The organism is Brachyspira pilosicoli (assembly GCF_008016535.1).
GTDB lineage: Bacteria > Spirochaetota > Brachyspiria > Brachyspirales > Brachyspiraceae > Brachyspira > Brachyspira pilosicoli_A.
In genome coordinates, this window is sequence record NZ_SAXY01000043.1 from 35,036 (window position 1) to 47,981 (window position 12,946).

12 protein-coding genes are annotated in these 12,946 nt (G+C 27.2%); 9 read left to right on the forward strand and 3 right to left on the reverse strand.

Annotation, left to right across the window (positions count from 1 at the left end; genetic code table 11):
- Positions 1–8: 8 nt before the first annotated feature.
- The 4 genes from EPJ72_RS06810 (at position 9) to EPJ72_RS06825 (ending at position 2,517) form a co-directional block, all read left to right on the forward strand.
- Positions 9–443 (forward strand): hypothetical protein, encoded by a 435-nt coding sequence (locus EPJ72_RS06810; protein ID WP_147731446.1) that lies wholly within the window; start codon positions 9–11, stop codon positions 441–443.
- 72 nt (positions 444–515) lie between these two features.
- Positions 516–947 carry a hypothetical protein gene (locus EPJ72_RS06815; RefSeq protein WP_147731447.1) on the forward strand — a complete coding sequence of 144 codons (432 nt, stop codon included), beginning with the start codon at positions 516–518 and terminating at the stop codon, positions 945–947.
- A gap of 68 nt (positions 948–1,015) precedes the next feature.
- Positions 1,016–1,459, forward strand: a complete 444-nt coding sequence (locus EPJ72_RS06820) for a hypothetical protein (protein ID WP_147731448.1) — start codon at positions 1,016–1,018, stop codon at positions 1,457–1,459.
- Between the two features lie 56 nt (positions 1,460–1,515).
- The gene (locus EPJ72_RS06825; RefSeq protein WP_147731449.1) at positions 1,516–2,517 is read left to right on the forward strand and encodes an NAD(P)H-dependent glycerol-3-phosphate dehydrogenase; all 1,002 of its coding nucleotides are present in this window, start codon (positions 1,516–1,518) and stop codon (positions 2,515–2,517) included.
- A 35-nt stretch (positions 2,518–2,552) separates the two neighbouring features.
- Here EPJ72_RS06825 and EPJ72_RS06830 read toward each other — a convergent pair whose 3' ends face one another.
- The gene (locus EPJ72_RS06830) at positions 2,553–4,889 is read right to left on the reverse strand and encodes a chemotaxis protein CheA (RefSeq protein ID WP_147731450.1); all 2,337 of its coding nucleotides are present in this window, start codon (positions 4,887–4,889) and stop codon (positions 2,553–2,555) included.
- Positions 4,890–5,037: 148 nt separating this feature from the next.
- On the opposite strand from EPJ72_RS06830, the gene EPJ72_RS06835 reads away from it, so the two are divergent.
- From EPJ72_RS06835 to EPJ72_RS06845, 3 genes are read left to right on the forward strand one after another with little or no spacing between them, the layout of a single operon-like run.
- Positions 5,038–6,339, forward strand: a complete 1,302-nt coding sequence (locus EPJ72_RS06835) for a UDP-glucose dehydrogenase family protein (RefSeq protein ID WP_147731451.1) — start codon at positions 5,038–5,040, stop codon at positions 6,337–6,339.
- Positions 6,340–6,345: 6 nt separating this feature from the next.
- Complete coding sequence (locus EPJ72_RS06840; RefSeq protein ID WP_147731452.1) at positions 6,346–6,846, forward strand: metallophosphoesterase family protein; 501 nt, start codon at positions 6,346–6,348, stop codon at positions 6,844–6,846.
- 16 nt (positions 6,847–6,862) lie between these two features.
- The gene (locus EPJ72_RS06845; protein ID WP_147731453.1) at positions 6,863–8,020 is read left to right on the forward strand and encodes a DUF6348 family protein; all 1,158 of its coding nucleotides are present in this window, start codon (positions 6,863–6,865) and stop codon (positions 8,018–8,020) included.
- On the opposite strand, the gene EPJ72_RS06850 is transcribed toward EPJ72_RS06845, so the two are convergent.
- On the reverse strand, positions 8,017–10,017 hold the full coding sequence (locus EPJ72_RS06850; protein ID WP_439897265.1) for an FUSC family protein: 2,001 nt from the start codon (positions 10,015–10,017) through the stop codon (positions 8,017–8,019). The genes EPJ72_RS06845 and EPJ72_RS06850 overlap by 4 nt on opposite strands.
- A gap of 144 nt (positions 10,018–10,161) precedes the next feature.
- Between EPJ72_RS06850 and EPJ72_RS06855 the strand changes: the two genes are divergently transcribed.
- Positions 10,162–11,400, forward strand: a complete 1,239-nt coding sequence (locus tag EPJ72_RS06855) for an MFS transporter (RefSeq protein WP_147731455.1) — start codon at positions 10,162–10,164, stop codon at positions 11,398–11,400.
- Here EPJ72_RS06855 and EPJ72_RS06860 read toward each other — a convergent pair.
- Positions 11,397–12,368, reverse strand: coding sequence for a tRNA dihydrouridine synthase (locus EPJ72_RS06860; RefSeq protein WP_147731456.1), 972 nt, complete (start codon positions 12,366–12,368; stop codon positions 11,397–11,399). The genes EPJ72_RS06855 and EPJ72_RS06860 overlap by 4 nt on opposite strands.
- A 175-nt stretch (positions 12,369–12,543) precedes the next feature.
- Here EPJ72_RS06860 and EPJ72_RS06865 point away from each other — a divergent pair.
- The coding region (locus EPJ72_RS06865) for a transposase (protein WP_147730286.1) at positions 12,544–12,946 on the forward strand (403 nt) is incomplete at its 3' end.

Here is a 12,946-nt window from a genome sequence, read left to right on the forward strand (position 1 = left end):
ATTGAATAATGGAGGGTTTAAGATTTATTAAAATAATATTTGGTTTTTCTGTTTTACTACTAGTTATTTTTTTAATAAGCTGTCAAAGCCCTATTTTTCAAATTCCATATAATGCAAAAAATGACCTTGCTACAAATACTCAATATCATAATAAATATATTAGTAAAAGTAGTGTAGGTCAAAATCAAGATGAAAAGTTAAATGCTTTAATAACAAGTGATGGTATTTATATATGGATTGGAGGCAGTTCTTTTCCAGCCGATAACAATTTCGCAGTAAAAAATTCTAATATTGATGGTGAATTACCGCATTATGCTTTTAACAATGAAGAAATAGTTGGAACTCTTACATTTATGAGTCAAACTAAAATCAATATAAGTTTTGCTACAATGTATAAGCCATATTTAAATATTCAAAATGTAACTTGTAATAAAGTTCAATAAAATATTTACTTTCATTAAAAATTAAAATATATATGTCGATAATTAAACAGATATATAATTTTGGAGTTTTTTATGAAAAAAACTATTATATTGTTGATAAGCTTATTTGTAATATTTTTAGCATCTTGTAAGGCAAACACAGGTCCTATAGCAACAGAAGGTACACCAACAGATGCTTTAAAAAGTGTAGGTCCTGTATTGGGTACAGCATATCTTTGGATAACGATAACTCCAGGAGAGAATAGCGCTGTTGTTATTCAATTTGGTAGTGCCACTGCTCCAAATACAACAGGAGAAACTATTACATTTGATACTAATATACAAGATATTTCTCCTGCAAAAGATGAAAATAATTCTAGCTATGCCTTTCAAACAGGAACACTTACAGGAAGTTTAGAGATATTAGACTCAAAAAGAGCAGAAATTAGTTTTACACAAAATGTAACTCCATATATAAAAATAATGGAAGCCGTATGTGAAAGCACTGCTGCTACTGCACCATAATAAATTATTATTGACTAAATTAAATAAATTTATTATACTTATAATATATAATTGGAGATGTTATTATTATGAATAAAGTAATAAGTTTTATAGCTATTTTTTTATCAGTAATATTTTTTATATCTTGTAAGGCAAGTACAGGTCCTATAGAAAACTCAGAAAAAACAGTTGGTATAGTTGGAAAAGGATTAAAAAGTACAAGCCCTGTATTAGGTACAGCGTATCTTTGGGTAACTTTACAGACAGATGGTTCTACTTCAACTATAAATTTGCAGTTTGGGAATAACGGTACTGTAGCACCACAAAATAAAGGTGAAGAAGTTAAGTTTAATGGTAATATAGAACATATATCTCCAACAGCTAATGAAAATGCTAACTCTTATGCATTTCAAAGCGGTACTGTAACAGGTGTAGTAGAAATATTAAGTGAAACTCAAGTTAAAGTAACTTTTTCTAGAAATATATCGCCATATCTAAAAATAAATGATGTAGTATGTACTGCTGTAAATTAAAATCAATAAATATATAAATCATTCTTTTTTATATAAATTAATAAGAAAGGTAATTTATGGAAAATGTTGCGATTATTGGTGCCGGCGGATGGGGTCTTGCTTTAGCTAATATTTTTTCTGAAAAACATAATATTAGAGTATGGGTGCATAGTGAAGATAGCTATAACAATCTTAAAAAATTCCATAGAAACGACAATTATTTACAAAATATACAATTAAATGAAAAAATAGAATTTAGTATGGAGCTTGATGAGGTTGTAAATGATGCTAAAATAATTATTATCGTAACTCCATCTTTTGCATTTTATAATACTTGTGAAAATATAGAACCATATATAAGTAATGATCAAATAATAATATCAGCAACAAAAGGATTAGATAGAAATACTGGTAAAACAATGAGTGAAGTTGCTAGAAGTATAATATCTGGAGAAGTAAATATTCTTACACTTTCTGGACCTTCTCATGCTGAGGAAGTTGCTAAGGGAGTACCTACTGCAGTGGTAATTGGAGGAGAGAAAGGAGTTTCAGAATATGTGAGGGATACTTTAACTGTGCCTCCTAAATTTAGAATATACAATTCTACAGATCAAAAGGGTGTAGAAATAGGTGGGGCTTTAAAAAATATTATAGCCATAGCTGGCGGCATAGTTGATGGGCTTAATTTGGGAGATAATACTAAAGCTGCTCTCATTACAAGAGGGCTTCATGAAATAGTAAGATTTGCTTTAAGTAAAGGAGCAAGAATAGACACTATGTATGGTCTTGCTGGAATAGGAGATTTAATAGTAACTTGCTCTAGTGGATTAAGCAGAAACAATAGACTTGGAAGAGAGCTTGCAAAGGGTAAAAAATATCAAGATGTTATAGCTAACTCTCATGGGCAAGTAGCTGAAGGAGTATACGCCACAACAGCTGCATACGAATACGCTAAAAAAAATAATATATACATGCCTATAACAGAGGCTATTTATAATATACTATTCAATAATGCAAATATACAAGACACTATAAAAGAACTAATGAGCAAAGATGCTAAAAGTGAAGGTTTTTATTAATTAATAAATTATTTAATTAATTATTCAATTTCTAATTATTCAATTCCATTAGCTTCTAGTATTTCATTATTTTTCAATTTATTAATGAAACTTCTTAATTCGTTTTTAGAAGTTGTTGCTGTATTTACCTTTCCTCTCTCTATAATTCTTTTAGTACCAAGACCTACTATAGTTTGAATATCTAATATAAAGCTAACAGTACCATCACCTAATATAGTAGCTCCAGCTATACCTTCAGATTTTGTTATACTATCTTTAAGAGTTTTAATAACAATGTCTTGCTCACCTATTAAGTTATTAACAAGTAAAGCAACTTTTTTATCTTCAGAAGATATAATAACAGCATAGTATGATTTAATATCAGTATATCTTGAAGGAAGTCTAAATAATTCTTTTATACTAAGTACATTAACAACCTCATCTCTTACCTTAATGACTTCAGTGCCTTCTAACTCATGTATTTCTGTAGGTTCTATTTTTATAGTTTCTAATATACTATTAATAGGAACTGCATAATATTCTTTTTCTGCATCTACTATTAGAGCCTGAATAATGGCAACAGTTAAAGGTATTCTTAAAGAGAAAGTAGAACCCTTACCATATTCTGTATCAATACCAACAGTACCATTAATCTTCTCTAAACTTTTTTTAACAACATCCATTCCTACCCCTCTTCCAGAAACATTTGTAATTTTGGAAGCGGTAGAAAAACCAGGAGCAAATATATATTCCAGCATTTCACGTTCTGTTAATTTAGCATCGGCAGATACAAGTCCCTTCTTCACAGCACTTTCAAATATCTTATGAGGCTGCATTCCTTTACCATCATCTGATATTTTTATAATAATAAGGTTACCTTCGTGGGAAGCCTGTAAAATTACAGTACCCACTCTAGGCTTTCCTGCATTTACCCTATCTTCAGGCATTTCTATACCATGGTCTACAGCATTTCTTATAATATGCACCAATGGATCAACTAAAGTCTCTATTACAGATTTGTCAAGCTCAGTATCTTCTCCATACATTTCTAACTTGATTTCTTTACCTAAATCTCTAGATAAATCTCTTATTAAACGAGGAAATCTATTAAATGTTTGTGCTATAGGAACCATTCTTATTTTCATTACAGTTTCTTGCAATTCATTTGTTACTCTTGTAAGAAGCTGATAAGAACTTCTATATCTATCTAAAGTATATTTGAAATCATCTTCTATTTTTGATATTTCATTTAACTTACTATTAAAACTATTAATATAGTTAGCTCTCAAGTCTTTAATTTCTTTTTTTTGTGCATAATCTTCAAATTTTCTAAGAATTTGTACTATAGTATCTCTATAATATTTTTTTATATCGTTTATTGAAGTGGAAATTAATTTTCCATAGGAAGACAAATCATCATCATACTGAACATAAGAACTTTTATTTGTAACTAACTCCCCTACTTGATTCATCATAGCATCTATTCTATCGCTTTCTACTCTCAAATAAGAACTTTGTCTATCAATTTTTTTATCTTTATTGACATTTTTTTCATCTTTTATTGCCGAAGAAACTTCTTTTGATTTTTTACTAGCTGCTATTTTCTCATAATCTTCTAATACAAACTCTTCTATTCTTATCTCATCAGTTGTTTCTGGGAAAGTTATATCATTGATTATATCATTATCTTCTTCTACAGTAGCTAATAAATATATTACATCTTGATAAAACTCATCTCCTTCCAAATTTTGTAATGGAGGCACACTTGTAACAATATCACCTTTCTCTTTAAGAGCAACAAATACTTGAACCCCTCCAACTGTTCTCATAGGGCTTTCGGAATTAAACTTAACATATACTAATTTTATTTTTAAGCCATCATCTTTATGTTCTCTTATAGTATTTAGTATATCATTATCTAAATTTAAATTATCATATTTATTTGATATATTACTAGATGTTTCAGTATTTAAATCTTCTGTAGTAGTTTGTGTTTCTGAACCTAATTTTGAATTTTTAAAATCATCTAATTTTTTTATTTCACCTTCTATATTTATAGAGCATACTGACTCATTACTAGCACAATTAATAAGCTCTTTTAAAATATCTATTCCTTTTAATAAAATATCTATAGTAGAATCATCAACATTAATTTTTTTGTCTCTTATTAAATCAAGTAAATCCTCAAATCTATGGGCATATTTTTGTGTATCGACAAGTTCTACAGCACCTGCACTTCCCTTCAAAGTATGCACTGCTCTAAATATTTCTTGCACAGCATCAACATTATCTCTATCTTTATCAAGAATAAGAATATTCTCTTCTAATCTATCCAACATTTCAAAAGCTTCTTCAAAGAAATCTTTAAGCAAACTTTTTATATAATCGTCCATTTAAAATCCTTATATTTTAAAAAATATTATTATCCATTATTTATTATCGGATAATATTAATTATATCTATAAATTTTACTTGACAATATAGTTATTTATTATATTATAAAACAAATTAAAAGTCTATATCATAAAGAGAGGCACAATTATGGAATTATGTATAATAGGTACAGGATATGTTGGACTCATAACTGGTGCTTGTTTAGCTGAAATGGGAAATTATGTTACATGTGTAGATAATGATAAAGAAAAATTAAAAAAATTAAAAAACGGAATAACTCCTTTATACGAACCAGGTTTAGAAGAACTTATAATTTCAAATGTGTCTGAGGGAAGATTAGAGTTTACAGATGATTTGGATTATGCTGTAAAAAAATCTATAGCTTGTTTTATAGCTGTTGGTACTCCTTCTGGAGATGATGGAAGCTGCGATTTAAGTTTTGTACTCTCTGTAGCTAATGATATAGGAAAGGCTATGAATGGATATAAAGTAATTGTTGATAAATCCACTGTACCTGTAGGCACTCATAAACTAGTAGAAGATGCTATTAAAAAGCATTATAATGGGGAATTTGATGTTGTTTCTAATCCTGAGTTTTTGAAGCAAGGTGCTGCTGTTGATGATTTTCTAAAGCCTGACAGAGTTGTTATTGGTTCTAATTCTGAAAAGGCAATAGACATTATGAGAGATATTTATAATCCATTTACAAGGACGGGAAATCCTATCATTATTATGGATGTTCGTTCTGCTGAAATGACTAAATATGCTGCTAATGCTTTTCTTGCTACAAAGATTTCTTTTGCTAATGAGATTGCTAATATATGTGAAAAAGTGGGGGCTAATGCTGATTTGGTGAGAATTGGTATGTCCAGCGACAGAAGAATAGGAAATCAATTTTTGTTTCATGGGCTTGGATATGGCGGAAGCTGTTTCCCTAAAGATGTGCAGGCTCTAATAAAAACTGCTTCAGATTATGGAATTAATTCTGATTTACTTAAGGCTACTCATCAAGTGAACATTAATCAAAGAAAAATTTTCGTTGATAAGATATTAAAATATTATAACAATGACATAAAAGGAAAAACTTTTGCTTTGTGGGGACTAGCATTCAAGCCTAGAACTAATGATATGAGAGAAGCTCCTGCTATCACAATCATTAATATGCTTCTTGAAAGGGGAGCTAAAATAAGAGCTTATGACCCTAAAGCTTTTGACAGTGCTAAGGCTATATTTGGAGATAAGATATATTATGCTGAAAACTCTTATGAAGCTTTAGAGAATGCTGATGCTTTAGTACTCGTTACAGAGTGGAATGAGTTTAGAAGACCTAATTTTGATAAAATAAAAGAATTATTAAAAGAACCTATAATATTTGACGGCAGAAATCAATACGATAAACAAAGAATGACTGAAAGAGGAATAAAATATATATCTTTAGGAAATGCTTAAAAAATAATGATATATTTCACTTCGGATACTCATTTTTTTGGCAGTATGCATGCTAAAAGAAAGATATTATTTAGTGAATATGCTGACATGCATAAAACTATATTTTATAATTGGAACTCTGTTGTAAATAATAATGATGACATATATATAATTGGCGATTTCTCTAATGAAAAAGGATATTTAAAAACAACAGAGCTTCTAAAAAACTTAAATGGAAATAAATATCTAATAAAAGGGAGTAATGATAATTTTTTAGAAAATAAAAAATTTGATTATTCTCTTTTTAATTTTGTTAAAGATTACCATGTACTTAATTTTGAAAATAAAAAAATAATATTATTCCACTACCCTATACTAGAATGGGAAGGATATCATCAAAACTCAATTTTAATTCATGGACATTGGCATAAAGATAAAAAATATAATAATAGAGCATTTAATGTGGCTTCTGATATTCATAATTTTACCCCAGTATCTATAAAACAAATATTGAATAATATAAATTAAATGTTATTATATAATTATGAATATATACAAACAATTACTTTTAAATAGACTTCATAAAAATATACAAGATAATAATAAAATAGAAAATGAAACCATAAGGCTTTTAACTTATGATGTAACAATAGAGCCTAATATTGTAGAGCTTGAAGAGAAAAGCAGTGTGTTGTGTTCTGTTTATTTTTACATAAAGGCTCCAATATTAGAAGAGAATTTTTATGAGTATTGTTCTGTTATAGCTAATGATAAATATAAGGCTATAGAGTTAGTTGCTGATGATTTTGTTTACTGTGCTTTTAATGGAATGATTGATTTTTTGAATGGTGTTTCCCATCATGAAATAGATACTTATATACTTGGAAATAAAAAAAGATTTAGTGTATGTGAAAGCCCTATAATAGGTCTTGGAAGCAGTATTGAAAAAGAAAAATTTTATAATGAATATGTAAAAAATGATGACAGTAATAATTATTCTTCTTTTTTATGGTATGCAATAAGCAAAGAGATTCCTTTTATGCTTGCAAATACTAGAGTAAATATTATTAAAGTTTATGGGGCTAAAATGCCTGATGGGGAAATTATTACAGAATGTTATATAAATAATAATCATAGCGAAAGTATTGAAAATGCTATAATTGAATATATTGATAAATGGGACAACAAAGAAGAGTTTTTTTCTATAAAGCAATTCTTTTTTATTCTTCAATATGATTATAGTTATAAAAAATATCCATACACAAGAGAAGAGATTGAATATTTTGTAATAGAATATGTATTAGAATTTGAAAAGAGCTATCAAAATTATGAAATATTTATGAGCAACATTAAAAATATAATAACAGACAAAAATATAAGAGAAGAGATTATTAATTTCGTACCAGAAATATGCACAGAAAATGCTTTCAGAGATATTAGGTTTGATGAGAGAGTAAAAGTTAATATAGGCTCTAACAATTATACAATATTAAAAAGTCAATTTACAAGCTACAAATATATAGAAGATGCATTAATAGACGGATTTTCTAATAAAATTTTTAAAGAAGAAACATTTAATAATTTAATACATATAAGCAATTCATACAACATAATATACGAAGCTATGCAAAACAATATTAAAACCAAAGACATAATAGTTTCAACAACATTTAATTTTACAGAAGATTATCAGTATATTTAAAATATATTATCCATATTATCTTTTATAGATGAATTTATAGAGTTAATAGAATCAAAACAATTTTGAAGCCTATAAAATATATAAGAATCTGTATTTATCGGCTCTTTTAAATCTTTGCTGTTAAAATTATCAATTTCATTTTTAAATAGTTTTGCTATATTCTCTAAAATAAATGATATATTCTCTATAAACATTAGCATATTGTTTTTATCTTCTTTTCTATTGTATTTTTTTAATAAATATATTAATTGCTCAGCTTCTACTATAAACTTTCTATTTGCCTCTATAAGTGAATCTGTAATTGGAGTACCTTTATATTTAGTTTGATTTTTTTCATGTATTATAATATTGTTTTTTATCATATATGCTTTTAATAATATTTCATACAAATAACTTGAAGTATCTTCACCATTAATAACACGTTTCATTTGATTGATTATCATAGTATCTATATCTATAAGCTCGCTAATTTTATCAACCATGCCCTTATGGCTTTCAGTCTTCATTATAAAGTTATCAAACAGCCACACTATAAACAAAGCAATCATAATAAATCCTACTCTCGATGAAGTAGAAAGTAATTTCGTCATATATGGAAAAGAAGATATTAATGCTGACATTGTGCCGTATATTTTTTTAAATAATGTATTTATAGAAGCTAAAGATAACACAAAGCATAATCCTATAAAAGGTATAATCATATGATAAGGCATATATCTAAATACAATAGCAAATATTAAAACCCCTATAATATTTCCTATAAAATTAACTTTTAAATTAGCTTTAACATCTTCATAAAAAGGATACATCATTATATAAGAAAGTATAGAAAGCCAATAACCCCTTATAGCTATTTTTGCCGGCAAAAAATAACTAATTGTAAATGTCATACACATTACAATACCCATCTTTAAGGCAAATCTAAAATGGCATTTATTGATATTAAACTCTTTTTTTATTATTCTAAATTTTAAATAAAACTCTTTTTCTATCTCTAAATCATCAGCTCTATTTTCAAACATATTATGTAGTATATTATCAAGTTTTCTTAATACATAAATCCATTCATAATTTTTATTCTCATCGCTAAGAATATAATTATCATTAAAAGTTTTTATTTGTTTTGTTATAGAATTAAATTCTTCTTCTTTTTTAGTAATATCATTTTTTAAAAACTCTCTAATATTCTCTAAAAGCTTATATAAATTAGAAAAATAATCAAAATCACTATTTATTAAATTATTAATGTTTTTATACTCTTTTTCTATTAACTGATTAACCTCTTCCAAAAATAATACAAACTCAAAATCATTAATATTCTTATTGCTCATAATGGAGTTTCTTTTTAATGAATCTGTATATATAGAAGATGTATATAACTTAATAGCAGAAAATAAATCGTCTATCTTTTTTAAATCACATTTTTTTCTGCATAGTAAGAGTAATTTTTTGTTTATAATACCAATACATTTTGAAGCCAAAGCATTATTATTATTTTTAGTTATTATTTTGTTTAATGATAAAAATATAAATATAATTATCAAAGCAAAACCGATAGATTCCATTCTAAGATGTATGTTTTCTATTGGTATATTATAAGCTTGAAATATCACATAAGCAAAACCATATATAAAATATCCCCTAGGCACAAAATCATCAGATAATAAAAACACTATCAAAAAAGGCACTACAAAATTAAGTATTATTATTAAAAAAATATTTTGTTCTGCAATGGTAGCTAGAAACCCAAGTAAAAGTATTCTAAAAGCTACAAGAGGATAATTTGATGCTGTAAAACTTTGACGCATTAATGCACATATAAATATACTCACCACACCAATAGTAGAGTTTTCTCTTCCATAGAGTTTTGAAGTTATAACAAGAATAAAAAGCCCCACCAAAACACTTGGAGTTAAGGCTGCAACTCTTTTTAGAAATGAAATAAATATTTCTTTTTGTTTTATATAATTATCTTTAGATAATATACTAAAACTTATTTATTTTATCATAATAATCAATATAAATAAAAATAAAAAATAGTCAATAAGAAAATTATATATAACTTTTTAATTATTAATTTTTTAATTGAATTTTATATTGTAAATAGTATAATGGATGTCAATATTTATATAGGCTAAGCAATGAAATTAAATTATAATCACACATTATATGCAAGTTATAATGGATACATAACACAAGCTATAATAAATATTTTTCCGCCACTTATTTTTATAGTTTTTCAAAAAGATTTTAATATATCACTAACACAAATAGGTTTATTATCTTCTTTTAATTTTGCAATGCAAATGATAATTGATTTTTTAGCTATTAAGTTTATAGATAAAATAGGATATAGAATACCAATAGTTTTAGCACATATATTTTCTGCTTTAGGATTAATACTGCTTGGCATACTTCCTTTTTTTATTAATCCATATATTGCTATACTAATATGTTTTTTTATTAATGCTATAAGCGGAGGTTTAATAGAAGTTTTAGTAAGCCCAATAGTAGAAGCTCTTCCTAAAAAACAAAAAACTAAAGCTATGAACATACTTCATTCTTTTTACTGCTGGGGCTCTATGGCAGTTGTAATATTTTCTACAATATATTTTAATTTATTTGGCATAGAAAATTGGAAATACTTGTCTATTATTTGGGCAATAGTTCCTTTAATAAATATATTTTTATTTGCTAATGTTCCCATAAATGTATTGATTACTCATGAAGAAAATAAAAACGCTGATAATACAGTATCTATAAGAAAATTATTATCTGTAAAAATAGTGTTAGTTTTTGTTTTACTTATGATATGTGCAGGAGCTAGTGAACAGACAATCGCACAGTGGGTATCATTATTTGCTGAGTTAGGTCTTAATGTAAATAAAAGTTTCGGGGATATATTTGGGGCTAGCATGTTTGCTTTTTGTATGGGAATAGTTAGGCTTATTTATGGATTTAAATCTGAACAGATTGACATAAAAAAAGCTCTTATTGCGTCTTCTATATTTTGCTTTATTGGTTATATTATAATAGTGTTTAGTCCTTATGCTTTTATATCATTAATAGGCTGTGCTTTAGTAGGTCTTTCTGTAGCTATAATGTGGCCTTCTGTGTTTAGCTTAGCATCAAAAAATTATAGTAAAGGTGGCACTGCAATGTTTGCTTTGCTTGCTTTGGCTGGAGATGTTGGTTGTGCTGTTGGACCTGGAATTGTAGGGTTTGTTTCTAATAATAAAAAAATAATAATTATGTTTAACAATATTCTTTTGGATAATAATATTATGCAAATAGGATTGAAGGCAGGTATATTTTTTGCTGTAATATTTCCTATAATAATGTTTATAACTTTAATATTTTTTAGAAGAAAAGAAAATTAATCTTTTACAACTTCATCTATTAACCTAAACAAATCATTTTTATTTTCACATTTCATAAACTCGATTTTTTTATCCATTCTAAAACCAGTAAGATATTTCATAATAAATTTACGCATAAAATGTATACCGCTCACCTCTCCATAAAGTTCACAGCATCCATTTATATGCTCTATTAAAACAGATTTTAAATTTCTAGTATCATCATCATTATACTTAGAATTATCATCAAATATAGTATTTAATTCTCTAAACACCCAAGGATTACCAATAGCAGCTCTTCCCACCATAATGCCATCAACCTTAGATATCTCAAAAGCCCTTTTAGCATCTTCTTTTGTTTTTATATCCCCATTTCCAATCAATATATAATTTTCTCCTAAAGCCTCTTTTACTTTAGCAATAGCCTCCCAATCTGCAACTCCTTTGTATAAATCGCTTGCATATCTGCCGTGAAGAGTAAGAAATACTGCCCCATTCTCTTTTAGAGCTAAAGCCCTTTCTATCTCACCTCCCTCGCCCCTCTGAAAGCCTAATCTTATCTTTACACTGACAGGCAAAGGAGAAACACTTTTCACAGTATTAAGTATAGAAACCATCTTGTCTATATCGGATAAAAGCCCAGCCCCTCCATTGTTTCGCACCACCTTTTTTGTAGGGCAGCCCATATTAATATCTATAAATGAAAAACCAGATAAATCTGTAAGCTCTATCGCCTTCTTAAAATCATCTTCTTTATTTCCAAATATTTGCAAAGATATAGGATATTCATCTTCCTTATGTTCCATATATCTATAAGTCTTTTTTATCATTCTTGCCAAAGCAGCAGCACTTACTAATTCTGTTACAAGAAGTCCGGCACCAAATCTTCTTGAAAGCCTTCTAAATACATAATCAGTATAACCTGCCATAGGTGCTAGAAAAAATCTTGAAGGAATCTCTACATTTTCTATTGTTATTTTTCTATTCATAAAACTTAAACCTTATTTCAAGTTAGAGAATTATATACAATTAATAAAAAACTTCAATAAAAATATTATTTAATTACTGTTAAGGAGTGTTAGATATTGGACATTTTTTAGTATAAAAAAAGCAGTATCCTTGTTATAATATTTTGAACATAAAACAAATAAAAAGGATGCTACTATGAAAAGAGATTATAGCACAGAATTTAAATTATTTATAGTGGATGAAGCATTAGAAACTAAAAATATTAAAAGATTTCTAAAGATAGAAGAAATACCCAAATCTACTTTTTATGCTTGGCTTAAAAAATATAAAGACACTGGAACTGTCGCTAATTTTAGCACTAGACCAAAAACTTCTCCAAATATCTTTAATAATCAAAAAGCTATTAATTTAATTATTGAACTCTATACTAAAGAATATCGAGGTAAGCATTATATTAAAGCATATTTAAATCGTGAAGGCATTAAGATAGGGGTTACAGCTATAGAGAATGTACTAAAAAGAAATAATCTTTGGAGATATAAAACAAAAAAGAAAAAGAAGCGATATGATAAGCGTAAATTTGTCTCTAAAATACAAA

Coding starts and splice junctions, on each gene's coding strand:
- EPJ72_RS06810 (WP_147731446.1), top strand. CDS start 9: ATGGAGGGTTTAAGATTTATTAAAATAATATTTGGTTTTTCTGTTTTA.
- EPJ72_RS06815 (WP_147731447.1), top strand. CDS start 516: ATGAAAAAAACTATTATATTGTTGATAAGCTTATTTGTAATATTTTTA.
- EPJ72_RS06820 (WP_147731448.1), top strand. CDS start 1,016: ATGAATAAAGTAATAAGTTTTATAGCTATTTTTTTATCAGTAATATTT.
- EPJ72_RS06825 (WP_147731449.1), top strand. CDS start 1,516: ATGGAAAATGTTGCGATTATTGGTGCCGGCGGATGGGGTCTTGCTTTA.
- EPJ72_RS06830 (WP_147731450.1), bottom strand. CDS start 4,889: ATGGACGATTATATAAAAAGTTTGCTTAAAGATTTCTTTGAAGAAGCT.
- EPJ72_RS06835 (WP_147731451.1), top strand. CDS start 5,038: ATGGAATTATGTATAATAGGTACAGGATATGTTGGACTCATAACTGGT.
- EPJ72_RS06840 (WP_147731452.1), top strand. CDS start 6,346: ATGATATATTTCACTTCGGATACTCATTTTTTTGGCAGTATGCATGCT.
- EPJ72_RS06845 (WP_147731453.1), top strand. CDS start 6,863: ATGAATATATACAAACAATTACTTTTAAATAGACTTCATAAAAATATA.
- EPJ72_RS06855 (WP_147731455.1), top strand. CDS start 10,162: ATGAAATTAAATTATAATCACACATTATATGCAAGTTATAATGGATAC.
- EPJ72_RS06860 (WP_147731456.1), bottom strand. CDS start 12,368: ATGAATAGAAAAATAACAATAGAAAATGTAGAGATTCCTTCAAGATTT.